Source organism: Paenirhizobium selenitireducens ATCC BAA-1503 (assembly GCF_900492185.1).
Lineage (GTDB): Bacteria > Pseudomonadota > Alphaproteobacteria > Rhizobiales > Rhizobiaceae > Allorhizobium > Allorhizobium selenitireducens_A.
On sequence record NZ_UEYP01000004.1, the window covers coordinates 153,222 to 179,410 of the forward strand.

The window sequence follows — 26,189 nt, forward strand, 5'->3', positions numbered from 1 at the left end:
TCCGCGCAGTCGTCGGAAAATCAGTCCGCGGCCAGCATCTGGTCCATGGAACGCGCCGGCTCCGCGCAGCCCGCCTCGCCGACGACACGCGCCGGAACGCCGGCCACGGTGCAACCGCGCGGCACAGGCTTCAGCACCACCGAACCGGCGGCGATGCGCGAGCAGCAGCCGACCTCGATATTGCCGAGCACCTTGGCGCCGGCTCCGATCAGCACGCCGTCGCCGATCTTCGGGTGGCGATCCGCGCCCTCCTTGCCCGTGCCGCCGAGCGTCACGCCGTGGAGGATCGAGACATTGTCGCCAATCCGTGCGGTCTCGCCGACGACGAGGCCGGTCGCGTGATCGAGGAAGATCCCCTTGCCGATGCGTGCGGCCGGGTTGATGTCGGTCTGGAATACACTCGACGCCCGGCTTTGCAGGTAGAGCGCGAAGTCGCGGCGGCCGTGGTTCAAAAGCCAGTGGGCCAGGCGATGGGTCTGGATCGCGTGAAAACCCTTGAAATAGAGGACCGGCTCCATAAAGCGGATGCAGGCCGGGTCGCGATCGTAGACCGCCTGGATGTCGACCCGCATGATCGACCCCCATTCCGGCCAGTCGCGCAGCATCTCGTCAAACGTCTGACGCAGCAGGATGGCCTGCAGATCGGGATGATCCAACCGTTCGCAGATCCGGTAGATGACGCAATCTTCAAGCGAGCGATGGTTGAGCACCGTGGAATAGAGAAACGCCGCCAGCAGAGGATCGAAGTCGGCTGCGGCGCGCGCTTCGCTGCGCAGACTGTCCCAGATCGGATCCATCGACTGCACTGGCTCTCTCTTGAGGATTTCGCTTTTTGCGGCCATTGCCGGTCTCCTCGTTTCCTGTTCGAGCGCATTATATAGTCGATCCGTGAATCAACACAAATGGGCCTTCCAGATGAAACGCATCCATGATTTCGCCGCCGGGAAGATCCGTGCCGCCAGCCAGGCCGGAACGGGCCTGCTGTTGATCGACAATCCGGACCGCAAGAATGCCGTGACCGCGGCGATGTGGCGGGCCATCCCGGAAGCGATGCACTGGCTGTGCGACGAGGGCGAGGCAAGGGTCATCGTTCTGATGGGCGCCGGAACGACGGACTTCAGTGCCGGTGCCGACATTTCCGAATTCCCGACGGTTCGCAAGGACACGGCAACCGCTCGGCTCTACGAGAGCGAAAACAGCAAGGCCTTTTCCGCGATCCGCAACGCCCGCGTGCCGGTGATCGCCGCGATCCGCGGCATCTGCTATGGCGGCGGCTTCGGCCTTGCCGCGGCCGCAGATCTGAGGATCGCGGCGGAGGGAGCCGCCTTCGCCGTGCCGGCGGCGCGCCTCGGCCTCGCCTATCCGGCCGATGCGGTTCAGGACTTCATCCGGACGCTCGGTGCGCAAATGGCCGGAAAGGCGCTCTACACCGGCTTGCCCATGTCGGTGAACGATCTGCTTGCCGCCGGTTTCCTGCTCGAAATGACGACGGCCGAGGGACTGGAAGCAACCGCACTGACGCTGGCCGAGACGATCGCCGCCAATGCACCTTTGTCGGTGCAAGCCTCCAAGCTCGCGCTGCGCGCCGCGAGCCAGCAGGACGATGACTTGCTGCGCGAGGCGGAGGTCATCGGCGCCGCCACCTTCGACAGCGCAGACTATGCCGAAGGCCGAAACGCCTTTGCCGAGAAACGCCGGCCGCAATTTACCGGCCGCTGATCGCCGACCCGCGAGGCCTGAGCGCCCGCCTCAGCCGGCCTTGATCCCACGGTAGAAGTCGAGCACCGCCCGCTTGAAGACCTTGTCGCCGACGGCGAGCATATGGTCGCGGTTGGGAATGTCGATCGCTTTTGCGTTCGGCATCAGGGCGGCCAGTTCGGCGGCCGAGCCGGCAATGTCATCCTTGGTGCCGACCGCGATCAGCGTCGGAACGTCGACCTTGGCGATGTCGGCGCGCGCGACGTCGACGCGCGAGGTCCGGATGCAGGCGGCCAGGGCGAAACGGTCGGAATGGGTCTGGTCGGCGAAGGCCCGGAACATGCGCCCGCGCGGATGGGTGACGTCCGACAACTGCGGCGCCAGCAACGCGTCCGCGATCGGATCCCAATCACCGACGCCGTCGCACAGGCCGATGCCGAGACCACCGAAAACCAGCGAGCGGACGCGATTGGCGTGTTCGATGGCAAGAAATGCGGAAATCCTCGCCCCCATGGAATAGCCCATGACATGCGCCTGCTCGATGCCGAGATGGGTCAGAAGCGCAGCTGCATCACCGGCCATCAGCGAGGGGTGATAGGCTGCGGGGTCGTGCGGCCGGTCGCTGGCGCCATGGCCGCGATTGTCGAGGGCGATCACGCGGTAGCCCGCCTCCCCCAGGGTCTTTAGCCAGCCCGGATAGACCCAGTTGACGCTGGCGGTCGAAGCGAACCCGTGGATCAGCAGAACCGGATCGCCCGCCGGATCGCCCTCGTCGAAAAAGGCGAGTTGCAGACCGTCATGATAAAAGAGCGAGAAAGGCGGGGCATCGAGATTCATGGGTCTGTCCTGTCGGCCGCGAAAAAAATCGGCATGGGTTTTGTCCCACAGTATAAATTGTCGGCGATGGGTCAAACCCGGTCGCTCGATTTTCTGTGGGCGGCGGGGGCGTTTGGCTCTACACTTTCCCATCGAAGGACGATATGGTCCGCCGCGTTGAATGGCAGAGCGGAGACGAACATGGCCGGGCACAGCATTCCCCATTTCCAGAACGACGGCGGTCACCAGGTAATCGAGATCGGCGTAAAGGAATTCATGTGCACCGGCGCTTCCGCTCCCTTCGACCATCCGCACATCTACATCGACATGGGCCATGACAACGAGAAAGTCTGCGCCTACTGCTCGACGCTCTATCGCTTCAATCCTTCGCTCAAAGCCGAGCAGACCAACCCGCCGGGCTGCGTCTATCACGTCAAGGCCGCGTAACCGGCGCTTCGCCTGATCGGATAGAACATGTCGATCAAGACCGCCGCCATCATCGGAGCCGGGGTGGCGGGTCTTACGACCGCACTCGCCATGGCGCGTCACGGCATCCGCACCGACATCATCGAGCAGGCTGCGCAACTTGGCGAGGTCGGCGCGGGTCTGCAGATCTCTCCCAACGCCTCGTATATTCTGGGCAAACTCGGCGCTCTCGACGAGATCGAGAACCATTGGCTGGAGCCTGACGCGGTGCGCCTCTCCTCCGGCGTGACGCTGAAGCCGCTCGCCACCGTGCCGACTGGCGGCTTTGCACGCAAGCGCTGGGGCGCGCCATATGGCGTTTTGCATCGCTCCACCCTGCAGCAGGCGCTCCTCAGGCAAGTCCTGCACAATCCTCTTTGCCGAATGCATCTCGGTTGCCGACTCGATCTGCCGGACCACACGACGATCGAACGCCTGACCGGGCGGCAGCCCGACCTCGTCGTCGGGGCGGACGGTGCCTGGTCCTGCATGCGCAAGCTGGTCAAGGACAGTCCGAAGGTCAGCTTCTCCGGCAACGTCGCCTGGCGTTTCACCATCGCGGCGGAAGCCGCTCCGGCCTTTCTCGACCCGTTGAACGTCACCGCCTATCTCGGCCCGAATTCGCATCTCGTCGCCTATCCGTTGAAAGAGATCGACGGCTTCAACATCGTCGCGATCGCGGCAGGGCTAGACCCCGGCGAGACCTGGAGCGCGGAAGGAAGTGCGGGACAGCGCGCCCTGCTGCTGCGCCAGTTTGCCGGCTGGAACATCGAGATCTGTACCCTGCTCGCCTCGATCGAGCGAGCAACCTTCTGGCCGCTCTACGAGGCCTCGGACGGCCACTGGCAGAATGGCCGCGATACGGTGCTGATCGGCGACGCGGCGCATGCGATGATGCCGTTTGCCGCGCAAGGGGCCGCCATGGCGATCGAGGACGGATTCGAACTGGCCGGAGAGATAGCCGGCTCCCTGCCCCTGCGCGAGGCGCTTTCCCGCTTCGAGGCGTCCCGCAAGGCGCGAGCAGGCAAGGTTCGCCATCGCGGCGCGTTCAACAAGTTCGCCTATCACGCCCGCGGCCCAATCCGGCTCGGTCGCGACCTCGTCCTGTCGCTGCGCTCCCCGGAGAGCCTCGCCGGCGATCTCGACTGGCTCTACGGGTATCGCGCCCGGGGCTGACGATAAGCACCGCCGCCTAGACGGAGGCGGCAGCCTTGAAGCCCCGATGCAGGTCGGCAAGGATATCCTCCACATTCTCCAGCCCGATCTGCAGGCGGATGACCGGGCCTTCGCTCGGCGCCTTGCGGATCCTTCGGTCGTCGAGATTGACCATAACCGCCAGGCTCTCGAAGCCGCCCCAGGAATAGCCGAGGCCGAACAGTGACAGTTCATCCAGGAAGGCGCGAGCCTTCGGTTTGAACTTTTGCGGCGCATCGACGGCGAGCACGAAGGAGAAAATGCCGCTCGCACCCTTGAAGTCGCGCTTCCAGATGTCGTGGCCGGGGAAGCTCGGCAGCGCCGGATGCAGCACGCGCGCCACGTCATCGCGGCCCTCCAGCCACTCGGCCACCACAAGAGCGCTGCGGCCATGGTGCTCAAGGCGCAGGTTCATCGTCCTCAGGCCGCGCAGGATCATGTAGGAATCGTCGGGCGAGCCACAGATGCCGAGCGTGATATTGGCTTCTCTCAAGCGATCCCAATGCGCCGCATTGGCCGACACCGTACCCATCAGGATGTCGGAATGGCCGGAGGGATATTTGGTCGCGGCATGGATGGAGATGTCGACGCAGAAATCGAGCGGCCGGAAATAGAGCGGCGTGGCCCAGGTATTGTCCATGGTCACCACGCAGCCATGCTTGTGAGCGGCATCGGCGATCGCCCGAATGTCCTGCATCTCGAAGGTGTTGGAGCCTGGCGCCTCGGTATGGACCAACTTTGTGTTCGGCCGAATCATCCCTTCGATGCCGGAGCCCACTTCTGGATCATAATACTCGACCTCGACGCCGAGCCTGGTCAGCATCGTGTCGCAGAAATGGCGGCAGGGTGAATAGACCGAATCGACGATCAGCGCATGGTCGCCGGCCGAGAGGAAGGCGAGGAAAGGCACCGTGATGGCGGCAAGCCCCGAGGGAACGAGAATGGTCCCGGCCGAGCCTTCGAGCTCGTCAATCGCCTCGCACAGCGCGTCCGTCGTCGGTGTCCCCCGCGTGCCGTAGGTGTATTTCTGGGCGCGAGTCTCCATGGTCTTCACGTCGGGAAACAGCACGGTCGATGCGTGCACGACCGGCGGATTGACGAAGCCATGGAAGCTCGACGGGTCGTGGCCGATGTGACAAAGCTTCGTATCCGTGCCGGCGCCGGCCAGCATGTCTTTCCTGTCCTTCATGAAACCTTGGGCCTTCTGATTGCGAGGTATGAAGCGGCGATTTTTGAAGGCGGCAGGCTTGGCGGTCAAGCCGAGATTTGTCACCCGGCCATTGTCCGGAGCGCCATTCAAATCGCTTTTGCCCGAACCGTTTTTAATCATCGAATGACCGAAAACAGTGATTCGTGCCTGTTTTTCCAGCTGATTTGGCAATTTGCCGCTTTTCGCCGCAATTTCCGGCGTCAAGACTTGACCGTCGATCCATTTAAGACTGTGATAGTCGGGTTCGCGCCGGGAGGGCAGCGAGCCGGCTTGCTGCACCGAAGTTAGGGACGCGGCGGTCGAGAGCAAAAGACAACGGAAAAAAGGTTGGGAAAAATGAACAAGAATCTCCTGTCAGCCGCACTCGGCGCTGCAGTCCTGGGAATGGGCGCGTCGGCTGCATTTGCTGGCACGCTCGATGACGTGAAGGCCAAGGGCTTCGTGCAGTGCGGTGTCAACGGCTCGAACCTCGCCGGCTTCGGCGCACAGGATTCCTCGGGCAACTGGACCGGCATTGACGTCGACCTTTGCAAGGCCGTGGCTGCCGCCGTGTTTGGCGACGTGACCAAGGTCAAGTTCACGCCCCTTTCCGCCAAGGACCGTTTCCCGGCCCTGCAGTCGGGCGAAGTGGACATGCTGGCCCGCAACACCACCTGGAGCACAAGCCGCGATTCGCAGCTCGGCTTCGACTTCCGCGCCGTAAACTATTATGACGGCCAGGGCTTCATGGTGAAGAAGGAACTGAACGTGAAGTCGGCGCTCGAGCTCAATGGCGCCTCGATCTGCGTACAGTCCGGCACCACCACCGAACTCAACCTCGCCGACTACTTCCGTGCCAACAACATGGAGTTCAAGCCGGTCGTGTTCGAGGCCCAGGATGAAGCCGACGCCGCCTACAATGCCGGCCGTTGCGACGCCTACACCACCGACGCCTCGGGCCTCTATTCGATCCGCCTGAAGATGGCTAATCCAGATGATCACCAGGTCCTGCCGGAGATCATCTCCAAGGAACCGCTCGGCCCGGCCGTTCGCCAGAACGATTCCAAGTGGCTCGACGTCGTGACCTGGGCACACTTCGCCATGGTTGCCGCCGAAGAATTCGGCATCACCCAGGCCAATGTCGAGGAAATGAAGAAGTCCGAAAACCCTGACATCAAGCGCTTCCTCGGCGAAGAAGCCGACTCCACCCTCGGCGCCGACCTCGGCCTGCCGAAGGACTGGGCCGCCCAGATCATCAAGGCCGTGGGCAATTACGGCGAAAGCTTCGAGCGCAATGTGGGCCAGGGTTCTCCGCTCAAGATCGATCGCGGCCTGAACGCTCTGTGGACCAAGGGCGGCCTGCAGTACGCTCCGCCGATCCGCTGATCGCCAGCTTGAGAACGGGAAGGCGGAGAAATCCGCCTTCTTCTTTCAGACGATAACACCCGGCGAAAAGGGTGGATGAAAGACAGGGGAATTATCGATGGCTGTCACCGATGCCCGTACCCAGGGCGGCGACGACCGTCCGAAGGTGTCGCTAATCTACAATCAGGCCTTCCGACGCGCCGCCTATCAGGCACTCACGCTGGCGATCATTGCCTGGGTGATCTATTTCGCCTGGAGCAATGCCGCGCAAAATCTCGCCCGCGCCAACATGACCTCGGGTTTCGGCTTTCTCAACAGCCGAGCCGGCTTTGACATATCCCAGGCGCTGATCGCCTATTCGAGCGATTCGACCTATCTGCGTGCGCTGCAGGTCGGCCTCATCAATTCACTGGTCGTCGGCTTTTTCGGCATCATCACGGCGACCATCGTCGGACTTCTGGTCGGCATCGGACGGCTGTCGCACAACTGGCTGATTGCCCGGCTGTCGACCGTCTATGTCGAGATCTTCCGCAACATTCCGCCGCTGCTCGTCATCTTCTTCTGGTATCTCGGCGTGCTTGCCCTGCTGCCGGCGATCCGCACGATCTTCCAGCATGTGAAGGACAATCCGGACGCCGTCTTCTTCATCTCGAACCGCGGCATCTACATGCCCGCCCCGATGTTCGGCGAGGGCTTCGTCTATGTCGCCGCGGCATTTCTCGCCGGCCTGATCGGCGCCATCCTCTACACGATCTGGGCCAACCGTCGCCAGCTGGCGACCGGGCTGCGCCCGCCGGTTCTCTGGGTCAATCTCGCGCTGATGGTCCTTTTGCCCCTCGCCGTCTTCCTCGCGGTCGGCGCCCCCTTGTCGTTCGACTACCCGATTCCGGGGTCATTCAACATGCGCGGCGGCATGGTCGTCGGGCCGGAATTCCTGGCGCTCTATCTCGCCCTGTCGCTCTATACCGCATCCTTCATCGCCGAGATCGTGCGGGCCGGTATTCGCGGCGTTCCCAAGGGACAGACCGAGGCCGCCTATGCGCTCGGCCTGCGCCCCGGCCTGACGACCCGCCTCGTCGTCCTGCCGCAAGCCCTGCGCATCATCATTCCACCGCTGACGTCGCAATACCTGAACCTGATCAAGAACTCCTCGCTGGCGGTTGCCGTCGGCTATGCGGATCTGGTGGCCGTGGGTGGCACCATCCTCAACCAGTCCGGCAAGGCCGTCGAGATCATCGCCATCTGGATGATGATCTATGTCACCATCAGCCTCGTGACCTCGTTGTTCATGAACTGGTTCAACGCAAAAATGGCCCTGGTGGAGCGCTGACATGAATACCGAGACCGCCTTTGTCCGCCACACATTCCTGCCCGCGGAAGCCGCGCCGCAGAAATCGTCTTCCGTCGTCGGCTGGCTGCGGAAGAACCTCTTCGCGTCGATCAGCGACACGATCCTCACCCTGATTGCCATCGTGGCGCTCGTCACCTTCCTGCCGGGCATCATCGACTGGCTGTTCATCTCGGCGGTGTGGACCGGCGCCGACCGCTCGGTCTGCACCACGGCCGTCCAGGGCGGCATCCAGCCTGAGGGCTGGAACGGCGCCTGCTGGGCCTATGTCAATGACCGCTTCGTCCAGTTCATGTTCGGCTCCTATCCGCGCGGAGAATTGTGGCGGCCGCTACTGGTCGCCCTGCTGTTCGTCGCGCTGCTCATTCCGTTCCTCATCCCAAAGGCTCCGCGCAAGGGGCTCAATGCCCTGTTGCTTCTGGTCGGTCTGCCGATCGTTGCCTATGTGCTGCTGCTCGGCGGCTCGTTTGGCCTGTCGCATGTCGAGACGCCGCTATGGGGCGGGCTGATGGTCACCATGATCCTCTCCTTTGTCGGCATCGCGGTCTCGCTGCCGCTCGGGATTCTCCTGGCACTCGGCCGGCGCTCGCCCATGCCGATCGTCAGGACGCTGTCGGTCGCCTTCATCGAACTCATCCGCGGCGTGCCGCTGATCACGGTCCTGTTCATGGCCAGCGTGCTCCTGCCGCTGTTCCTGACGCCGGGCAACAATATCGACAAGTTCCTGCGCGCGCTGATCGGCGTGTCGATCTTTGCCTCCGCCTACATGGCGGAAGTCATTCGCGGCGGGTTGCAGGCCATTCCGAAGGGGCAGTACGAGGCGGCGGATGCGCTGGGCCTCAGCTACTTCCACAAGACGGCCTTCATCATCATGCCGCAGGCGATCAAGCTCGTCATTCCGGGCATCGTCAACACCTTCATCGGTATCTTCAAGGATACATCACTCGTCACCATCATCTCGATGTACGACCTTCTCGGCATCGTGAAGGCATCGTTCGGCGATTCGGGCTGGCAGACTCCGGTCACGCCGCTCACCGGTCTGATCTTCGCCGGTTTCGTTTTCTGGATTTTCTGTTTCGGCATGTCACGCTATTCAGGTTTCATGGAACGGCACCTCGATACCGGCCACAAGAAATAACATCAGGGGAAAACAATGGCTGAAGTCCAACCCACCAAGATGACCGTCTCGGACACCGATGTCGCGGTCGAAATCGTCAACATGAACAAGTGGTACGGGGATTTCCATGTGCTGCGCGACATCAACCTGAAAGTGATGCGTGGCGAGCGCATCGTCATTGCCGGCCCATCGGGCTCCGGCAAGTCGACGATGATTCGCTGCATCAACCGCCTCGAGGAACACCAGACGGGCCAGGTCTTCGTCGACGGCATCGAATTGACCAATGACCTGAAAAAGATCGACGAGGTGCGCCGCGAAGTCGGCATGGTGTTCCAGCACTTCAACCTCTTCCCGCACCTGACCATCCTGGAAAACTGCACGCTGGCGCCGATCTGGGTCCGCAAGATGCCGAAGAAGAAGGCGGAAGAAATCGCCATGCACTTCCTCGAGCGCGTGAAGATACCGGAACAGGCCAACAAGTATCCGGGCCAGCTGTCCGGCGGCCAGCAGCAGCGCGTGGCGATCGCCCGCTCGCTGTGCATGAGCCCGAAGATCATGCTGTTCGATGAGCCGACCTCGGCGCTCGACCCGGAAATGATTAAGGAAGTGCTCGACACCATGGTGGGGCTGGCCGAGGAAGGCATGACCATGCTGTGCGTCACCCATGAAATGGGCTTTGCCCGCCAGGTCGCCAACCGGGTGATCTTCATGGACCAGGGCCAGATCGTCGAGCAGAATTCTCCGGCCGAGTTCTTCGACAATCCGCAGCACGAGCGCACCAAGCTCTTCCTCAGCCAGATCCTGCACTAGGACCTGTCCTCGACATGCAGCAGCCCGCGCCGGGAGACCGCCGCGGGCTTCTTCCATGCTGTTCAGCGTCATGGCGCTGTGGTTGTCCTCAGCGCGAAGCCTTGGCAGGAAGATCAGCAGCAGCAGTCACGAGGCTTACGGGCACCAGAACTGCTGTCTGCCGAAGCGAGGCCGGGCCAGCCCCTCCGCCACCAGGGTCGCGCCGAGCGAACGGCCGTTGCGCGTGACCACGCGCATGGCCGGGCCCGTCGTGGGCACGTTCTGGCCCTTCAACTGCGAAAACTCGAAGCTTCCGGCATTGAGCAGGTCGCGCAGCCGTACCTTGGCGGCAAAGCCCTTGTCCCGCTCCTGCTGGCATTTGGCGTCCTCGGTCGCCGGCGCCACCACGTCGGCGAGCACGATGCGCCCCTTTCGGAACCAGAAGCTGTCGCCGGAGACGACGCAGTTGTCGAGGCCGGAGGTTCCGCAGAAATAGAACTTGCCGGTGAAGTCCTTGCCATCCGACGAGGCATCACCCGGACGTCCGCCGGGCACGGGAACGGCAGCCGGCGACGCGCCCGGCGCGGTGCCGACCGGGGCTGGCGGGACCGGGCCGCTGTCGCGCCTGTCGACCGGTTTCGCCGGCTGGGCGGGCTTCGCATCCGCATTCGCACGCGGAGCTGCCGCATTCCCGGATCCATTTTCCGCCGGCTTGCCGGATGGGCTGTGGGCGTTCTTCGGCAGGTAGGCCGCGATCATCCGGGGCAGCTTTTCGCGATTGTCATAGGCCGCGATCGCACCGGCAACCAGGACAAGCGCCAAGACCCACGGCCAGAGGCCGCCGCCGCCCGACGACTTCTTGCGCGCCGTGCTGCTGCGCTTGCGCGGCTTTCGCCTCGTAGTGGTGGGACGTGCCATGAAAAACCCTCGCGTCGATGGCTGCCGATCACCTCAAATGCGATCACCGCCAGCCCCATGACGGCGCGACCGGCCGAATCCGGCCGCGCGAATCATGCTGAGGCAGCGATAGCCGATTTGACCTAGAAAATGCCAGTGGGTCTTGCGCCTGACCGACGACGACAACCCGTTCGGCACGAGGTTGTCACGGATGTCTTAGGTACGCGATGTTACCTATCTCTTCGGTATGGCCACATAGAGGATGGCGACCCCTGCAGGACTCGAACCTGCGACAACCTGCTTAGAAGGCAGGTGCTCTATCCAGCTGAGCTAAGGGGCCTTGTCGATGAAGGACCAATCGACGGGCAAGGTTTGCCGGTCCGGAGCGGTCCGGCGCGAGCGATGATCAGTGCGTCCAGGGCTGCAGGCGGCTGTACTTGAAATTGTCGGTGTAGGAGACGACCTGGCGCTTGGCTTCCTTCGGTGGGATGACGCGGTAGTCGATGCCTTCGCGCTTGGCATAGGCCTCGGCCTGTTCCTGCGTCTCGAACAACAGCTTCAGCTGCTGACGGGTGTCGGCCGAGGTCGTGTAGCCCATCATCGGATCGATCTTCTTCGGAATGGCCTGGTCGAATTCGAGGATCCACACTTGCGTCTTCGCCTTGCCGGACTGCATCGCGGTCTTTGCCGGGCGGTAGATCTTTGCAGACATGTCGCATCCAACTCCAAAGAGACGGACAGGCGTTACCCTGCCCCGTCTGGTTCCTGGTACCATCCACGGCAGAGCGCCGCGGCGAAATCCTGTTTTCAAGCCTGTTGACAATCGGCTTCAAAAGCTCCGGCGCAATGCCGGATGACGGTTCCCGTCGTAGCGACGATTGCGAACATTTTCAAGCGGAACCTCCAGCCAGCCGGCGCAAAGAACAAGCGCGCCGCGCCTTGCCGGCGAAGCGCTCTGTGAATGTGGCCGGGACCATGCAGACGGCGATCCTCTCGACTAGTTCAGCCAAACCATGGCAATCGAGCCGCGGCCGGTGCGATCGGGTCCATACCCCGTTAGTCGGCGCACTTGTCCTTGTCCGCCGCGGACGCGGCCGCCGTTTCTTCGCCCTGCTGCTGGGCGGCCACGTCCTGGCTGGAGGTCGCCAGATCCTTGTCGGCCGAAAGCGGCATGGTGTTGCCGTCCTTCTGCACGCCGCCGGAGGCGCTCGCCTGGGTATCGGCCGAACTTTCGAGGGGAACATGGGTTCCGTCCTTGGAGATGCCCGCAGCGGCCGTGCCGTCGATCGAGCCCGTCACTTCGGGGCAAGCCGCGAGACTCGGACCCGCTACAAAGGCCGCCATGCCGACGGCAGCGACCATGGTTGTGAGTTTTGTCATGGTTCTATCCTCCCTGTTGGATCCCAGGGAACGCGACGGGAAGGCGATAGGTTCCGGAAAACGCGAGGGCGAACGGGCGCGGACGCTGTCAGTCCAAGCCGATCCGGTGCGGACAGGCGAAGTCGATGAAAGCTTGGTGGCGATTTCATTGGGAGTTTTACTGTGCCGGATTGGGACATCGGCACCGCTTGCAATGGTCGGAGTGGAGAGATTCGAACTCCCGACCCTCTGGTCCCAAACCAGATGCGCTACCAGGCTGCGCTACACTCCGTCTTAGCAATGGGAGCGGAATACACGGTTCACCCGCGAGCCGCAACAGCAAAAAGGCGCTTTCCAGGCCGGCGTCGTATTCGCCCCGGCGCCGTCAGTCGGACGGGCCGCCCGAAGGAGGCAGCTGCACAATCGCGCCCTCGGCTATGCCGAGGGCTGTGGCCTGCCCGCCGCGGATCTCGAGCACATACCGCACCGGTGCGCCCGATCCGACGATCGTCTCGGAGAACGGCGTGGTGCGGCTGGCGATGCGCTTCACCAGGCCACTCTCATCGATGAAGACCATATCGAGCGACAGCGGCGTGTTCTTCATCCACATCATCACGTCGCGCGTGGTGCCGAAATCGAAGATCATGCCCTGGTCGTCACCCAGTTCTTCACGGAACATCAGGCCGTGCGCGCGCTGGTCGGCTGTGATGGCCCATTCAACGTCAAGCGCGATCTCTTTGCCCTCGACCGTGCGGATCGTCAGCATGGACCGGTCGAAATGCGTGGCCTGGGCGGCGGCGGCCCCAGCGAGTGCCCATAAAAAAAGCGCCACGAAAGCGCTTTTGATCATTTCCCTCATCGCCCGGGACCTCAATGCGCCAGGACCGAGGGGCCCGGATTGTCGGGGTGAATCTCGGCGGCCATCAGGCCCTTGTCGCCCGGTCCGAAGCGGACCAGGACGGTCTGTCCGGGGCGCAGTTCGGTCAGGCCGAAGCGGCGCAGCGTTTCCATGTGGACGAAGATGTCCTCCGTGCCCTCGCCGCGCGTGAGGAAGCCAAAACCCTTGGTGCGGTTGAACCATTTGACCAGCGCCCGCTCCAGGCCGCTGGTCGCCGTCACCTGCACATGGGTGCGCACCGGCGGGAGCATCGAGGGATGCACCGCGGTCGACTGGTCCATGGAGAGAATGCGGAAGGTCTGGTAGCCGCGGTCCCGCTTCTGAACGAGCGCGACGATGCGCGTGCCTTCGAGAATCGTCTGATAGCCATCACGCCTAAGGCAGGTCACGTGCAGCAGCACGTCCTGCATGCCGTTGTCGGGCACGATGAAGCCGAAACCCTTGGCGACGTCGAACCACTTGACGACACCGGTGATCTCCATCAGGTCGACGGCTTCGCTGGACAGGTCCTCGAACCCAGCGAGCCCTTTCGGTGTAATCCTGTCCGCCATTTCCCAAAGCCCCTCGAAACGCGTCACATTGCAGAGTTAATTGATTCTTGAAGTTAAGATTAACATTCGAGCAATGGATCTACGCAAGTCCTAGTTTGACATTTACCCAAATGCTTTTTGCCCTTGCAGGCTTGCTCGAAACTGTTGCCTGCTCCATATCCCTGCCATTCTCAGGAGAACCTTCATGCGTTATCTTCACACCATGGTTCGCGTCAAAGATCTCGACGCCTCGCTCGACTTCTACTGCACGATTTTCGGCCTGACCGAGATACGCCGGATGGACAGCGAAAAGGGCCGTTTCACCCTCGTCTTTCTCGCTGCCCGCGACGACCTCGACCGGGCGCGCGCCGAAATGGCGCCCTGCCTGGAGCTCACTTACAACTGGGACACGGAAGACTACGCCGGCGGCCGCAATTTCGGCCATCTCGCCTATGAGGTCGATGACATCTATGCCATCTGCCAGAAACTGATGGACCATGGCGTGATCATCAACCGGCCGCCGCGCGACGGGCACATGGCGTTTGTCCGCTCACCGGACGGGATCTCCATCGAGATCCTGCAGAAGGGCGCAAGCCTTGCCCCGGCCGAGCCGTGGCTTTCCATGCCGAACACCGGCGCCTGGTAAGCCCCTCTTCCCGCTTCGCGCAAGATTGAAGCGCTAGACCTTGAAGCACCGAAAGTCCGCCGGCATCCGGCGGACGACAAGCGCGACCCGGCACAGGCCCGGGATTGCGTGCGTCATCCCTATCGTGTGCAGAGGTCCGCCAGTGTCGCCCAACATACCATTCATCAGCGGCCGCCTGTTCGCCCGCGTCGCCGCTCCGGCGATCGCCGCCCTCATGCTCGCCTCCTGCCAGACCACGGCGCAGGATAGCGCGGCCCAAGGCGACGCAATCCCCACGGAAGCGGCGGGCAACACCCCGACCAAGCCTGCACCGGCCAAGAAGGCAACCGGGGTCTACACCGATCCGCTGGTGGCGAGCGCCGCCGGGTCGAGCAACCGGCAGGTAAACCCGCCTGTTTCGTCCGGTGACGGCTCGCTTGCCGCCTATGCTCCCTCCCAGACGCCCAGCGATCTCGGCGAACTGACCATGCAGGCGACCAGCGTCAATGCCAGCCGCAACAGTCTCTTCTCGCCGGCACCGGTTGTGGCCGAGGAATCGCTCGGAGCCCCACCCGCAAATACGCCGGCGGACACCGAGGCCATGGCGCTTGCCGAAAGCGGCCGCGGCACCTCGACCAGCATCGTCGTGCCGTCCGAGCTTCCGACGCGCCAGGTCAATCCGATGAGCAAGAGCCTGTTCAGTGCCGAATTGCGCCAGCCCCGGCCGGCCGTCATCGAGGAAGCCGCCCTACCGGCAGCATCCTCGGCCGAGCCGCCGGTCTATGCGGCCGGGGAACTGCCGGTCTACGACAATCCCGCCTCGGCCGCACAGCCGGTCGTCGAAAACGAACAGCAAGCCGCCCAGGCAGCGGAAGCGACGGCAGTGGACGCGCAGCCCGAGCAGCCGAAGAAGCGCACGTGGCTGACATCGCTCAAGGCGATGATCGGCCAGAAGAAGGACTAGGCAATCCCCACCGCCCCGTTCCTTGCCTGACCGTCTTACGTGTCGGCTCTCTGAGGGGCGACTGTGGCCCCGCCAGACCTTCACGAAGGCGGCCGGTTTTGCGAGACGTTCTTCAAGTGGCTGGTTTCGTTGCTCAATCAGGCCCCATCGCTCGCCGGAAAGGGCTCTGTCACATTTTTTGCAAAAAACAGAAATTGGCGCTTGCGGGAATAAAATCACCTGACTATAAGGGCGCCACGGAGCGCACGCGCCCTTCGTCTATCGGTTAGGACACCAGATTTTCATTCTGGGAAGAGGGGTTCGACTCCCCTAGGGCGTGCCACTCCTCCGCAATATTTCTCCCCCAAATGCAAGATTATGAGCGTCGCCTCCGGCGTGTCGTCCCGCGCGTTTTCCGGTCGCGCGATGGTTTTCCACAGGCTGATCTTTTTCAAAATTGGAATGGAAAAACAGCAAGATTCCGCTTGCGGCTTTTCCGGGCCCTGACTATAAGGGCGCCACCACGAAGCGCACGCGCCCTTCGTCTATCGGTTAGGACACCAGATTTTCATTCTGGGAAGAGGGGTTCGACTCCCCTAGGGCGTGCCACTTCACCTTACGTTATCCCACATCATTCAGTTACGTCAGAACGCCTTGGCTGCGTCGAGCACGCGCATCTGCACGCGGCGCGTTCCCTGCCAGTGATCGGCGCTGAGCGTACCCGCGACATGGACCTGCGTGCCTCGCCCGTTGAGCAGGAAGTCGCCGAGCGCCGTCTCGGCGGCGCGAAAGGCAATGCCTTCGAGCCGCGTGCCGTCGGCCGCCTCCAGCGTGATCTTTACGTGGGTCGTCCCGACGGGGCGGGCATCACGCAGGCGATGGGCAGGCACGGCAAAGATCGGTTGCGGATGGCCGGAGCCGAAGGGACCGGCCGCCTCCAACTGATCGATCAGGCCGATGGTCGCGCCCGAGGCGCCGAGCGCGCCGTCGATCTTCAGCGTCTGGTTGGCGGCAAGCGCACCCACCTGTTCGGCGGAGGCCTCGTCGAAGAAGGCCCGCAGACGCCCGAGATTGGCCCGCTCGACGGTGAGGCCCGCCGCCATGGCGTGGCCCCCACCCTTCACCAGCAGGCCCGAATCGACCGCGGCCCGCACCATTCGGCCGATGTCGAAACCGTTGATCGAGCGGCCGGAACCGGCGCCCTTGCCGTTGAGGTCGAAGGCGATGGCGAAGGCCGGGCGCTTGAACCTTTCCTTCAGCCGGGCGGCGAGCAGGCCGACGATTCCCGGATGCCAGTTGTCGCGCGCGGTGACGATTACGGAGGCCGCCTGGCCGTCACCATACTCGGCGAGCGCCTCGGCTTCGGCTTCGGCCAGCATGACCTGTTCCATCGCCTGACGTTCGCGGTTCAGTTCGTCGAGCTTATGGGCGATCTCTTCGGCCTCGCCGGCATCGTCCAGTGTCAGCAGCCGGCTGCCGAGTGCTGCGTCGCCGATGCGCCCGCCGGCATTGATACGCGGGCCGACGAGAAAGCCGAAATGATAAGGCGTGACCGGCCCGCCTATGCCGGCGACGCGCAGAAGCGCGGCAAGGCCGGCATTGTTCTGGTGGCGCGCCGCGATCAGACCCTTGGTGACATAGGCACGGTTCAGTCCCTTCAACGGCACGACGTCACACACCGTCGCCAGCGCCACCAGGTCGAGCCAAGCCAGAAGATCGAGCGAGCGGGCCTGCGGATGGCCATTCTGGCGCAGCACGCGCAGGGTGGCGACCAGGACGAGGAAGACCACGCCGGCGGCGCAGAGATGCCCCTGCCCCGACAGATCGTCCTCGCGGTTCGGATTGACCAGGGCGAGACAAGGCGGCATTTCGTGCCCCATCTGGTGGTGATCGATCACCACCACATCGATGCCGCGTTCCTTCGCCACCGCCAGCGGCTCGAGGCTGGTCGACCCGCAGTCGACCGTGACGATCAGTCGGGCGCCACGGTCGATCAACTGGCCGATCGCCGCCGGGTTCGGTCCATAGCCCTCGAATATGCGGTCGGGGATGTAGATTTCCGAATCGATGCCGAAATGGTGCAGAAAACGCCAAAGCAATGCGGAGGACGCCGCACCGTCGACGTCGTAATCGCCGAAGATCGCCACGCGCTCGCCGCGGCGGATCGCTTCGACCAGTCGTTCGGCCGCCGCCTCGCAATCCGTCAGCCGGTAGGGGTCGGGCATCAGGCTGCGGATGGAAGGTTCGAGAAAGGCAGGCGCGTCGTCGACGGCGACGCCCCGTCCGGCCAGCACCCGCGCCACAAGCTCCGGCATGCCGTGAAGCTGGCTCATCGCCAGCGCCCGGTTCTGCCCGGCCTGGTCGAGGCGCGACACCCAGCGTTGCCCGGAGACCGAGCGATCAACGCCAAGAAATGCGCGCGGGACGGGATCTACGGGTTCTTCCATGCTGTCTGCGGTCCATTGCATCTGCCCCCTTTCTACAGGTCCGCAGGCAAATGACCAGCCCTGCCTCAGGCAAGCGCCGCACTATGGCTTATCTGGACGTCAAGGCACAGCCGACCGGACAGGCCTGACCACTGGGCATTCACGCAAGGAACCAGGCGACGGCGAGAAAAGGCACGGTCATCAGAGGGACATAGAGAAGGATGACGGCCCAGTTGCGCGCACCCTCGTATTCCTCGTCATCCACGCCCCAGCGATCATGGCTCGCCCTGCCCGCGCCGTGCCGCAAATCACGTTCTTCCACTGGGATCATCAAGCTCCTCCCCGAACCCGATTCCACCGATGCAATAGCGTAACCACCTCTCGCAAAAGATGCGAGTGGCTCGTTCGGGAAAAAATGGGTGGCGAGAAAAGCCATAGACGGCCGGCGCCGCGGTGCCGGCGTCGTAGCCGGCACCGCGAAGCATCAAATCAGGCCGTCTTCGGACGCTCGATGCGGATGACCTGCGGTTCACCGACGAGGTAGCCCTCGCCCTTGATGGCGCTGACGGCCTTGCGAACGGCATCCTCCATCGTCGCATGGGTGACGAGGATGATGGTCACCGGCGCATCGGCCGCGGCATGTTCCGACCGTTGGACGATCGATTCCAGCGAAATATTGTTGTCGGCCATCTTGGTGGCGATGCTTGCGAAGACGCCGGTGCGATCGACCACCGTCAGGCGGATGAAATAACCACCCTCATGGCTGCGCATCTGTGCCTGGCGATAGGGCTCGAGCAGGTGCGCCGGGCGGCCGAGCACGGGAACCTGCTGCATGCCAGGACGGCTCTTGGCAATGTCGGTAATGTCGCCGAGCACGGCGGACGCCGTGGCATTTCCGCCGGCGCCGGGACCGACCATCAGCAGTTCGCCGAGGATGTCGGATTCGAGCGCCACCGCATTGGTCACGCCGTCGACCTGGGCAATCACCGAATCGAGCGGCACCATGGTCGGGTGCACGCGCTGCTCGATGCCGGTCTCGGTGCGCTGGGCGACGCCCAGCAGTTTGATGCGGAAGCCGAGGTCGCGGGCGGCATGAATGTCGTCGATCGAGATGTTGCTGATGCCCTCGAGATAGATGTCGTCGGCGGAAATCTGGCTGCCGAAGGCGAGCGTGGTCAGGATCGACAGCTTGTGCGCGGTGTCGTTGCCCTCGATGTCGAAGGTCGGATCGGCCTCGGCATAGCCGAGACGCTGGGCCTCCTTGAGGCAGGCCTCGAACGTCAGGCCTTCCTTCTCCATCCGGGTCAGGATGTAATTGCAGGTGCCGTTCATGATACCGTATACGCGTGAGAAATGGCTGCCCGTCAGGCTCTCGCGCATCGCCTTGATGACCGGAATGCCGCCGGCGACCGCCGCCTCGTAGTTCAGCAGCAGGCCCTTGTCCTCGGCCATCCTGGCGAGTTCCACGCCGTGGCGCGCGAGAAGCGCCTTGTTGGCAGTCACCACGTGAAGCCCACGCGCAAGGGCTCTGCGAACCGACTGATCGGCCGTACCCTCGGCGCCGCCGACCAGTTCGACGAAGACGTCGATATCGCCTTTTTCCGCCATTTCGACCGGATCGTCGAACCAGGTGATGCCGCTCAGGTCAACGCCGCGATCCTTGCTGCGATCGCGCGCCGACACCGCGGTGATCTGGATGGCGCGGCCGCAGGACACGGCCAGTTCGTTGCTGCGCTGCTGGAGGATGCGGACAAGCGAGGCACCGACGGTACCGAGCCCCGCAATGCCAATTTTAAGGGCATCAGCCATAAATCAATCCTGACGTTTGAAAATCAAAGGCAGGCGGCCGCGAACGGGCCGCCCGGGAAAAACTCAGCGGTGCGCGTTGAGCGGAATGACGTTGTGCATCGTCTCGTCGGCGCTCGACATGAATTTCTTGATGTTGCGGGCCGCCTGGCGGATCCGGTGCTCGTTCTCGACGAGCGCGAGGCGGACATATTCGTCGCCCATTTCGCCAAAGCCGATGCCCGGAGCGACCGCCACGTCGGCCTTCTCGACCAGAAGCTTGGAGAATTCGAGCGAACCGAGCGAGCGGAACTTTTCCGGAATCTTCGCCCAGGCGAACATGGTGGCAGCCGGCGGCGGCACTTCGAAGCCGGCCTTGCCGAAGCTCTCGACCATCACGTCGCGGCGACGCTTGTAGATGGAGCGCACTTCGGCAATGTCCGTGCCGTCGCCGTTCAGCGCGTGAGTGGCGGCGACCTGGATCGGCGTGAAGGCACCGTAATCGAGGTAGGACTTGACGCGGGCCAGCGCTGCGATCAGCCGCTCGTTGCCGACGGCAAAGCCCATGCGCCAGCCGGGCATGGAAAAGGTCTTCGACATCGAGGTGAACTCGACCGCCACATCGATCGCACCCGGCACTTCGAGCACGGACGGCGGCGGGGTGTCTTCGAAGTAGATCTCAGAATAGGCGAGGTCGGACAGCACGATCAGCTCATGCTTCTTGGCAAAGGCGATGACGTCCTTGTAGAAATCGAGGCTGGCGACCCGGGCCGTGGGGTTGGACGGATAATTGATGATCAGCGCGATCGGCTTCGGGATCGAATGGCGCACCGCCCGCTCGAGCGGCGGGAAGAAGGTTTCGTCCGGCTCGACCGGGATCGAGCGGATGACGCCGCCGGTCATCAGGAAGCCGAAGGCATGGATCGGATAGGTCGGGTTGGGGCAGAGCACCACGTCACCCGGCGCGGTGATCGCCTGGGCCATGTTGGCAAAGCCTTCCTTCGAGCCGAGCGTCGCCACGACCTGGGTGTCGGGGTTGAGCTTGACGTTGAAGCGGCGCGCATAATAGGCCGCCTGGGCCCGACGCAGGCCGGGAATGCCCTTGGACGAGGAATAGCGATGGGTGCGCGGGTCCTGGACCACTTCGCAGAGCTTGTCGACGATCGCCTGCGGCGTCGGCAGGTCGGGATTGCCCATGCCGAGGTCGATGATGTCCGCGCCTCCGGCTCGCGCGCTCGCCTTCAAACGATTGACCTGTTCGAAAACGTATGGCGGCAGGCGCCGGACCTTGTGAAATTCTTCCATCTTCAACCCCTGGAACCGCACGGACATGACCGCGGCAGGCGGGTTCGTTTTGCCTGGTGAAAGCCGCCCCGCAACGAACCGCATAACCGGGACGGCCCAACTGTAACGCATGCGGCGTGGTCACCGCAAATCCTGACGCAATTGCGCCTCGGGGCCTGAGCCGATCCGCAGCGGACCCTCCTGCCCCTATATGTTGCTTTGCGTAAAAAGCAGGACAAAGGCAAGCGCTATTTGGCGATCTGCGCCTGCGCGTCGGCGCCGTGTTCGGCCGCAAGTTTGCGCAATTGCACAAGCCGGCGCCGATACTCGGCCTCGGAAATGGTGCCGGCCTTGCGCGCCGAACCAAGCGCGGAAAGTTTCGCCTGTAGATCGGCCGCCTCTTCGTTGCCCATCTGCACATTGGCGGCCGTCAGCGAACCGGAGAAGTCCGGGTAACCGTCAGCCGAGCGCACCGGGGCGCTTGCCGGCGCATCCGGATCGGCGACGGTCACCTCTATGCTCGCCGCACGGGCGGGCGCCACCACGGACGGCTCGGCCGGGGTCGTGCAGCCAGAAAGCGCCGCCACAAGCCCAAACACGGCCAGGCCCCTTGCGCTTCGCATTGACCCCATTGCCCAACTATCAGCGATCATTATCGAATCCAGACGCCGGCATCTTGCCCGGCAGGTTCAAGCCATCGTCTCGTCACATGGTCTATGTCAGACTATGCTTTCGTAACTATGGAACTTGTAGTCGTTTTCAGGCAGGATGCGCAATTGCAAAAGACGCCGAGAAAATGATCCTGGGGAGGACGGTTTGACCAGCACACGCGAAGAGGCAGGACCGGGCGGCGCAAAGGCGGCGGGCTTCGATCCCAAACTGATCGAACCTTATATCGTCAAGGACCCGCAAGCCCTGACGCTCAACGTGGCAAAGGCGTTGGAAAACCTCGGCAAGGCAGCCTCGACCTGGCTAGGCCCCCGCGAACGCGGGGAAGTCGTCGACCCGGTTTCCGAACCCATGGCCGAAATGGTCAAGACCATGTCGAAGGTATCGGAATACTGGATGTCCGACCCGAAGCGAACGCTGGAGGCCCAGACCCAGTTGCTCGCCGGTCTCTTCGGCATGTGGACCCAAACGCTGTCCCGATTCTCGAGCGAGGGCGAGGCCCAGCCGCCGCCGCCCATCAAGGACAAGCGCTTCGCCGACGAGGACTGGCAACGCAATCCATTCTTCGACTTCCTGCGGCAGGCCTATGTCATCCTGTCGGACTGGGCCGAAAAGATGGTCACCCAGGCCGAGGGCCTAGACGAGCATACCCGGCACAAGGCCGAATTCTACGTGCGCCAGATCACCGCTGCGCTGTCGCCCACCAATTTCGTCATCACCAATCCGCAGCTCTATCGCGAGACCGTGTCGAGCCATGGCGCGAACCTCGTCAAGGGCATGCAGATGCTGGCCGAGGACATCGCCGCCGATGGCGGCGAGCTTAGGATCCGCCAGACCGACACCAGCAAGTTCAAGGTCGGCGAGAACATGGCCGTGACGCCCGGCAAGGTGATCGCCCAGAGCGAGATCTGCGAGGTGATACAGTACGAAGCTGCGACCGACACGGTACTGAAGCGCCCATTGCTGATCTGCCCGCCGTGGATCAACAAGTTCTACATTCTCGACCTCAATCCGCAGAAATCCTTCATCAAGTGGTGCGTCGACCAGGGTCACACCGTGTTCGTCATCTCCTGGGTCAATCCGGACGAACGGCATGCGAACAAGGACTGGGAATCCTATATCCGCGAAGGCGTCGATTTCGCCCTGGACACCATAGAAAAGGCGACCGGCGAAACAGAAGTCAATGCGATCGGCTATTGCGTCGGCGGAACCCTCCTGGCAGCGGCACTGGCGCTGCATGCCCAGGAGGGCAACAAGCGGATCGCCAGCGCCACGCTGTTCACCACCCAGGTCGATTTCACCTATGCCGGCGACCTCAAGGTCTTCGTCGACGAGGGGCAGATCGGCAGCATCGAGGACCGGATGAAGGCCTCGGGCTATCTCGACGGCTCGAAGATGGCAGCCGCCTTCAACATGCTGCGCGCGTCCGAACTCATCTGGCCCTATTTCGTCAACAACTACCTGAAGGGCCAGGATCCGATGCCCTTCGACCTTCTGTACTGGAACTCCGATTCGACCCGCATGGCGGCCGCCAACCACTCTTTTTATCTGCGCAACTGTTATCTCAGCAACACGCTGAGCCAGGGCAAGATGGAACTCGCCGGCAAGACGCTGTCGCTGAAGGACATCAAGATCCCGATCTACAATCTCGCCACCCGCGAGGATCATATCGCGCCGGCCAAATCGGTCTTCGTCGGCTCCAAACTGTTCGGCGGCCCCGTCGAATACGTTCTGTCGGGCTCGGGCCACATCGCCGGCGTCGTCAATCCGCCCGACAAGCAGAAATACCAGTACTGGACCAATGGCGCCGTCAAGGGCACCTACGAGGACTGGGTGGCCGGGGCCAAGGAGACACCCGGCTCCTGGTGGCCGCACTGGCAGCGCTGGATCGAGGCGATGGACGATGAACGCGTTCCCGCCCGCATACCCGGCGGCGGCGCGCTCAACGCCATCGCCGACGCACCGGGCTCCTATGTGCTGGCAAGGGTATAGGAGCGTCACGCCCGCAGTTTTCGCCCCTCATCCGCCTGCCGGCACCTTCTCCCCGCATGCGGGGAGAAGGAAGGTGGGGCTCGACCGGCGCCAGACGGCAAACGGACCACAGACCGGGACGGAAAGTGAGCCGCGGCTCACCTTGTGGAGGCAAAAGGTTTCCGGCGACGAACGGAACTCGGGAGCAAGATTTCCCGGCCGCGAAAGCACAGGGTTGCAAGACGGCGGAGTTTGGCCCATGCGGGTCCCGCGCATTCCTTCTCCCCGCCTGCGGGGAGAAGGTGCCGGCAGGCGGATGAGGGGCACCGGTACAGACACACCTACCCCTTTGCGGCGAGGCAGCCGACAGGCTAAACCCGTGGACATGATCTTCTCCCCGCCCCTCGTCCCGGCCCGCCTGATCCGCCGCTACAAGCGCTTCCTGTTCGATGCCGTGCTGGACGACGGCCGCGAGATCACCGGGTATTGCCCGAACACCGGGTCGATGCAGGGGCTGACGGCACCGGGTTCGCGCATCTGGCTCTCGACGCACGACAGCCCGAATCGCAAATACGCTCATGCCTTCGAGTTGATCGAGGCAGACGGAACGACGGTGGGTGTGCATGCGGCGATTGCCAACCGGCTGGCGGAAGAGGCGATCCGCGCCGGCCTCGTATCCGATCTCGCAACCTATCCGGTCCTTGCCCGCGAACAGCGCTACGGCGCCCGATCACGGATCGACTTCCTGCTCTCGGCGCCCGATCGCACCGCCGCCTATGTCGAGGTGAAGAACGTGCATTTCATCCGGCGGCCGAGTCTTGCCGAATTTCCCGATACGGTGACGATGCGCGGCGCCCGGCATCTGGAGGAACTGATCGAGATCGTCCGGGGCGGCCAAAGGGCTGTGATGCTCTACCTGGTGCAACGCGAGGATTGCGCGCGCTTGCGCATCTGCGCCGACCTCGACCCGGTCTATGCGCGCAGCTTTGCCCGCGCGATCGCGGTAGGCGTCGAGGCCTATGCGGTGAAATGCAGGGTCACGCCGTCGGAAATCGTGCCGCTCGAGCCGATCGCCATGGACGAACCCGGTCCTGCTGCATTATGAACAACAAATACAGCCTTTTCCACGATCGAAAGCGGATGAATGGTAACCTATATCGAAGCGGCGACCGCCCCGCTGAAGAACACCGGCGCAATCAGGCTTTATGGGCCTGAGGATTTTGCGGGCATGCGCAAGGCCTGCCAACTGACGGCCCGCTGCCTCGATGAACTCGTGCCGATGGTCAAGCCCGGCGTCACGACCGACGCGATCGACCGCTTCGTCTTCGAATTCGGCATGGACAACGGCGCGCTGCCGGCGACGCTGAACTATCGCGGCTATACCAGGTCGGTCTGCACCTCGATCAACCACGTCGTCTGCCACGGCATTCCCAACGACAAGCCGCTGCGCGAGGGCGACATCGTCAATATCGACGTGACCTATGTGCTCGACGGCTGGCACGGCGATTCTAGCCGCATGTATCCGGTAGGCGAGATCAAGCGCGCCGCCGAACGGCTGCTGGAAGTCACCTATGAATGCCTGATGCGCGGCATCGCCGCCGTGCGCCCCGGCGCCCGCACCGGCGCCATTGGCGAGGCGATCCAGACCTATGCGGAAGCCGAGCGCTGTTCCGTGGTGCGCGATTTCTGCGGCCACGGCGTCGGCCGCCTGTTCCACGACAGCCCCAACATCCTGCATTACGGCCGCGCCAACGAGGGGCCGGAACTCAAGGAAGGTATGATCTTCACCATCGAGCCGATGATCAATCTCGGCCGGCCGCATGTGAAGGTGCTGTCGGACGGCTGGACGGCAGTGACCCGCGACCGGTCGCTGACGGCGCAGTACGAGCATGCCGTCGGCGTCACCGCCGCGGGCTGCGAGATCTTCACCCTGTCGCCGGGCGGCTTCGACCGGCCGGGCCTTCCGCCGCTCAAGGGCTGACCATGGCAAAGCCCCCTCCTCCCGCCCCCCTCGACAGCGAAGACGAACCCGCCTTCGACCTGCAAGGGGCGGACGGAGGGGCTAAGGGTGAAGCGGGCGACGAACGCGGCTTCTTCGCCGAGCAGGCAACGAAATCCGGCGGATTGAAAAAGCGCTCCGCCGTCAGCGAAACGGTCGAGACGGCGGATGCGCATTATCACGGCCATCGCGACCGCCTGAGAGAACGCTACCGCGAGAGCGGCGATACCGCGCTTGCCGATTACGAAATCCTCGAACTCCTTTTGTTTCGCCTCATCCCGCGGCGCGACACCAAGCCGATCGCCAAGGCGCTGATCGCCCGCTTCGGGTCGCTCGCCGGCGTCTTCGGCGCCCAGCCGGCGCTGCTGCAGGAGGTGAAGGGGGTCGGCGAAAACGTCGCGCTCGAACTCAAGCTGATCGCCAGCGTCGCCCAGCGCATGCTGAAGAGCGAGATCCGCGGCCGCCAGGTGCTCTCCTCCTGGTCATCGGTTATCGACTACTGCCATACGGCCATGGCCTATGAATCGACCGAGCAGTTCCGCATCCTGTTCCTCGACAAGCGCAATGCGCTGATCGCCGACGAGGTGCAGGGCCGCGGCACGGTCGACCATACGCCGGTCTATCCGCGCGAGGTGGTGAAGCGCGCGCTGGAACTCTCGGCCACCGCCATCATCCTCGTCCACAATCACCCCACTCATTCATTTAGATCCCGCAGGATCACGCTCAAACACATTGAAACACTAGAAAATCCCTCAATTTTTAGCATTGCGTAGTGGGGACGGTTTTGGCAAATTGGGGGTGGTTGAAGGGATAGAAAACGGC

Annotated in this window: 25 protein-coding genes, 4 tRNA genes and 1 pseudogene; 15 read left to right on the top strand and 15 right to left on the bottom strand. The window is 63.3% G+C overall.

What is annotated here, in order from left to right; all coding sequences use genetic code 11:
- Positions 1 to 20: 20 nt before the first annotated feature.
- Positions 21 to 842 carry a serine O-acetyltransferase gene (gene cysE / locus RHIZ70P_RS09365; RefSeq protein WP_115670138.1) on the bottom strand — a complete coding sequence of 274 codons (822 nt, stop codon included), beginning with the start codon at positions 840 to 842 and terminating at the stop codon, positions 21 to 23.
- Positions 843 to 915: 73 nt separating this feature from the next.
- On the opposite strand from cysE, the gene RHIZ70P_RS09370 reads away from it, so the two are divergent.
- The gene (locus RHIZ70P_RS09370; RefSeq protein ID WP_115670139.1) at positions 916 to 1,719 is read left to right on the top strand and encodes an enoyl-CoA hydratase-related protein; all 804 of its coding nucleotides are present in this window, start codon (positions 916 to 918) and stop codon (positions 1,717 to 1,719) included.
- Between the two features lie 30 nt (positions 1,720 to 1,749).
- Here RHIZ70P_RS09370 and RHIZ70P_RS09375 read toward each other — a convergent pair whose 3' ends face one another.
- Positions 1,750 to 2,535: an alpha/beta fold hydrolase gene (locus tag RHIZ70P_RS09375; RefSeq protein WP_115670140.1), complete on the bottom strand. Its 786-nt coding sequence runs from the start codon at positions 2,533 to 2,535 to the stop codon at positions 1,750 to 1,752.
- 180 nt (positions 2,536 to 2,715) lie between these two features.
- Here RHIZ70P_RS09375 and RHIZ70P_RS09380 point away from each other — a divergent pair, with 180 nt between their 5' ends.
- The gene (locus RHIZ70P_RS09380; protein ID WP_115670141.1) at positions 2,716 to 2,961 is read left to right on the top strand and encodes a zinc-finger domain-containing protein; all 246 of its coding nucleotides are present in this window, start codon (positions 2,716 to 2,718) and stop codon (positions 2,959 to 2,961) included.
- 27 nt (positions 2,962 to 2,988) lie between these two features.
- Complete coding sequence (locus RHIZ70P_RS09385) at positions 2,989 to 4,155, top strand: FAD-dependent monooxygenase (RefSeq protein WP_115670142.1); 1,167 nt, start codon at positions 2,989 to 2,991, stop codon at positions 4,153 to 4,155.
- A gap of 16 nt (positions 4,156 to 4,171) precedes the next feature.
- On the opposite strand, the gene RHIZ70P_RS09390 is transcribed toward RHIZ70P_RS09385, so the two are convergent.
- Positions 4,172 to 5,362, bottom strand: coding sequence for a cystathionine beta-lyase (locus tag RHIZ70P_RS09390; protein ID WP_115670232.1), 1,191 nt, complete (start codon positions 5,360 to 5,362; stop codon positions 4,172 to 4,174).
- 357 nt (positions 5,363 to 5,719) lie between these two features.
- Between RHIZ70P_RS09390 and RHIZ70P_RS09395 the strand changes: the two genes are divergently transcribed.
- From RHIZ70P_RS09395 to RHIZ70P_RS09410, 4 genes are all read left to right on the top strand, one after another.
- Complete coding sequence (locus tag RHIZ70P_RS09395) at positions 5,720 to 6,748, top strand: amino acid ABC transporter substrate-binding protein (protein ID WP_115670143.1); 1,029 nt, start codon at positions 5,720 to 5,722, stop codon at positions 6,746 to 6,748.
- A gap of 97 nt (positions 6,749 to 6,845) precedes the next feature.
- On the top strand, positions 6,846 to 8,057 hold the full coding sequence (locus RHIZ70P_RS09400) for an amino acid ABC transporter permease (protein ID WP_115670144.1): 1,212 nt from the start codon (positions 6,846 to 6,848) through the stop codon (positions 8,055 to 8,057).
- Position 8,058: 1 nt separating this feature from the next.
- Positions 8,059 to 9,213 (top strand): amino acid ABC transporter permease, encoded by a 1,155-nt coding sequence (locus tag RHIZ70P_RS09405; protein WP_115670145.1) that lies wholly within the window; start codon positions 8,059 to 8,061, stop codon positions 9,211 to 9,213.
- Positions 9,214 to 9,228: 15 nt separating this feature from the next.
- On the top strand, positions 9,229 to 10,002 hold the full coding sequence (locus tag RHIZ70P_RS09410) for an amino acid ABC transporter ATP-binding protein (protein ID WP_115670146.1): 774 nt from the start codon (positions 9,229 to 9,231) through the stop codon (positions 10,000 to 10,002).
- Between the two features lie 135 nt (positions 10,003 to 10,137).
- Here RHIZ70P_RS09410 and RHIZ70P_RS09415 read toward each other — a convergent pair whose 3' ends face one another.
- From RHIZ70P_RS09415 to RHIZ70P_RS09445, 7 genes are all read right to left on the bottom strand, one after another.
- On the bottom strand, positions 10,138 to 10,899 hold the full coding sequence (locus RHIZ70P_RS09415) for a nuclease (protein WP_115670147.1): 762 nt from the start codon (positions 10,897 to 10,899) through the stop codon (positions 10,138 to 10,140).
- A 242-nt stretch (positions 10,900 to 11,141) separates the two neighbouring features.
- Positions 11,142 to 11,218, bottom strand: a tRNA-Arg gene (locus RHIZ70P_RS09420).
- 66 nt (positions 11,219 to 11,284) lie between these two features.
- The gene (locus tag RHIZ70P_RS09425; RefSeq protein ID WP_115670148.1) at positions 11,285 to 11,590 is read right to left on the bottom strand and encodes an ETC complex I subunit; all 306 of its coding nucleotides are present in this window, start codon (positions 11,588 to 11,590) and stop codon (positions 11,285 to 11,287) included.
- Between the two features lie 344 nt (positions 11,591 to 11,934).
- Positions 11,935 to 12,258 (bottom strand): hypothetical protein, encoded by a 324-nt coding sequence (locus RHIZ70P_RS09430; RefSeq protein ID WP_115670149.1) that lies wholly within the window; start codon positions 12,256 to 12,258, stop codon positions 11,935 to 11,937.
- A 194-nt stretch (positions 12,259 to 12,452) separates the two neighbouring features.
- A tRNA-Pro gene (locus tag RHIZ70P_RS09435) sits at positions 12,453 to 12,529 on the bottom strand.
- Between the two features lie 93 nt (positions 12,530 to 12,622).
- Entirely contained in the window at positions 12,623 to 13,069 is a 447-nt protein-coding gene (locus tag RHIZ70P_RS09440; protein WP_235842193.1) for a DUF192 domain-containing protein, read from the bottom strand.
- Between the two features lie 38 nt (positions 13,070 to 13,107).
- Entirely contained in the window at positions 13,108 to 13,686 is a 579-nt protein-coding gene (locus RHIZ70P_RS09445; protein ID WP_115670233.1) for a cold-shock protein, read from the bottom strand.
- 184 nt (positions 13,687 to 13,870) lie between these two features.
- Between RHIZ70P_RS09445 and gloA the strand changes: the two genes are divergently transcribed.
- From gloA to RHIZ70P_RS09465, 4 genes are all read left to right on the top strand, one after another.
- Positions 13,871 to 14,311, top strand: coding sequence for a lactoylglutathione lyase (gene gloA / locus RHIZ70P_RS09450; protein ID WP_115670151.1), 441 nt, complete (start codon positions 13,871 to 13,873; stop codon positions 14,309 to 14,311).
- A gap of 142 nt (positions 14,312 to 14,453) precedes the next feature.
- Complete coding sequence (locus RHIZ70P_RS09455) at positions 14,454 to 15,254, top strand: hypothetical protein (protein WP_115670152.1); 801 nt, start codon at positions 14,454 to 14,456, stop codon at positions 15,252 to 15,254.
- Positions 15,255 to 15,501: 247 nt separating this feature from the next.
- Positions 15,502 to 15,576 (top strand) — tRNA-Glu (locus RHIZ70P_RS09460).
- A gap of 191 nt (positions 15,577 to 15,767) precedes the next feature.
- Positions 15,768 to 15,842: transfer RNA gene (locus RHIZ70P_RS09465), tRNA-Glu, on the top strand.
- Positions 15,843 to 15,877: 35 nt separating this feature from the next.
- Here RHIZ70P_RS09465 and recJ read toward each other — a convergent pair.
- From recJ to RHIZ70P_RS09485, 5 genes are all read right to left on the bottom strand, one after another.
- The gene (recJ, locus tag RHIZ70P_RS09470; RefSeq protein WP_115670234.1) at positions 15,878 to 17,680 is read right to left on the bottom strand and encodes a single-stranded-DNA-specific exonuclease RecJ; all 1,803 of its coding nucleotides are present in this window, start codon (positions 17,678 to 17,680) and stop codon (positions 15,878 to 15,880) included.
- A 139-nt stretch (positions 17,681 to 17,819) separates the two neighbouring features.
- Positions 17,820 to 17,990 (bottom strand): hypothetical protein, encoded by a 171-nt coding sequence (locus RHIZ70P_RS22975; protein WP_181903988.1) that lies wholly within the window; start codon positions 17,988 to 17,990, stop codon positions 17,820 to 17,822.
- 158 nt (positions 17,991 to 18,148) lie between these two features.
- The gene (locus RHIZ70P_RS09475; protein ID WP_115670153.1) at positions 18,149 to 19,468 is read right to left on the bottom strand and encodes a homoserine dehydrogenase; all 1,320 of its coding nucleotides are present in this window, start codon (positions 19,466 to 19,468) and stop codon (positions 18,149 to 18,151) included.
- 63 nt (positions 19,469 to 19,531) lie between these two features.
- The gene (locus tag RHIZ70P_RS09480) at positions 19,532 to 20,749 is read right to left on the bottom strand and encodes an LL-diaminopimelate aminotransferase (RefSeq protein ID WP_115670235.1); all 1,218 of its coding nucleotides are present in this window, start codon (positions 20,747 to 20,749) and stop codon (positions 19,532 to 19,534) included.
- 227 nt (positions 20,750 to 20,976) lie between these two features.
- Positions 20,977 to 21,327 (bottom strand): SHOCT domain-containing protein, encoded by a 351-nt coding sequence (locus RHIZ70P_RS09485; protein ID WP_235842194.1) that lies wholly within the window; start codon positions 21,325 to 21,327, stop codon positions 20,977 to 20,979.
- Between the two features lie 169 nt (positions 21,328 to 21,496).
- Here RHIZ70P_RS09485 and RHIZ70P_RS09490 point away from each other — a divergent pair, with 169 nt between their 5' ends.
- From RHIZ70P_RS09490 to RHIZ70P_RS09505, 4 genes and pseudogenes are all read left to right on the top strand, one after another.
- Complete coding sequence (locus RHIZ70P_RS09490) at positions 21,497 to 23,389, top strand: PHA/PHB synthase family protein (protein ID WP_115670155.1); 1,893 nt, start codon at positions 21,497 to 21,499, stop codon at positions 23,387 to 23,389.
- 364 nt (positions 23,390 to 23,753) lie between these two features.
- On the top strand, positions 23,754 to 24,473 hold the full coding sequence (gene sfsA, locus RHIZ70P_RS09495) for a DNA/RNA nuclease SfsA (RefSeq protein WP_115670156.1): 720 nt from the start codon (positions 23,754 to 23,756) through the stop codon (positions 24,471 to 24,473).
- A 39-nt stretch (positions 24,474 to 24,512) separates the two neighbouring features.
- The gene (gene map / locus RHIZ70P_RS09500) at positions 24,513 to 25,349 is read left to right on the top strand and encodes a type I methionyl aminopeptidase (RefSeq protein WP_115670157.1); all 837 of its coding nucleotides are present in this window, start codon (positions 24,513 to 24,515) and stop codon (positions 25,347 to 25,349) included.
- Between the two features lie 2 nt (positions 25,350 to 25,351).
- Positions 25,352 to 26,110: pseudogene (locus RHIZ70P_RS09505) on the top strand (JAB domain-containing protein); the annotation flags it as partial.
- Between the last annotated feature and the right edge of the window lie 79 nt (positions 26,111 to 26,189).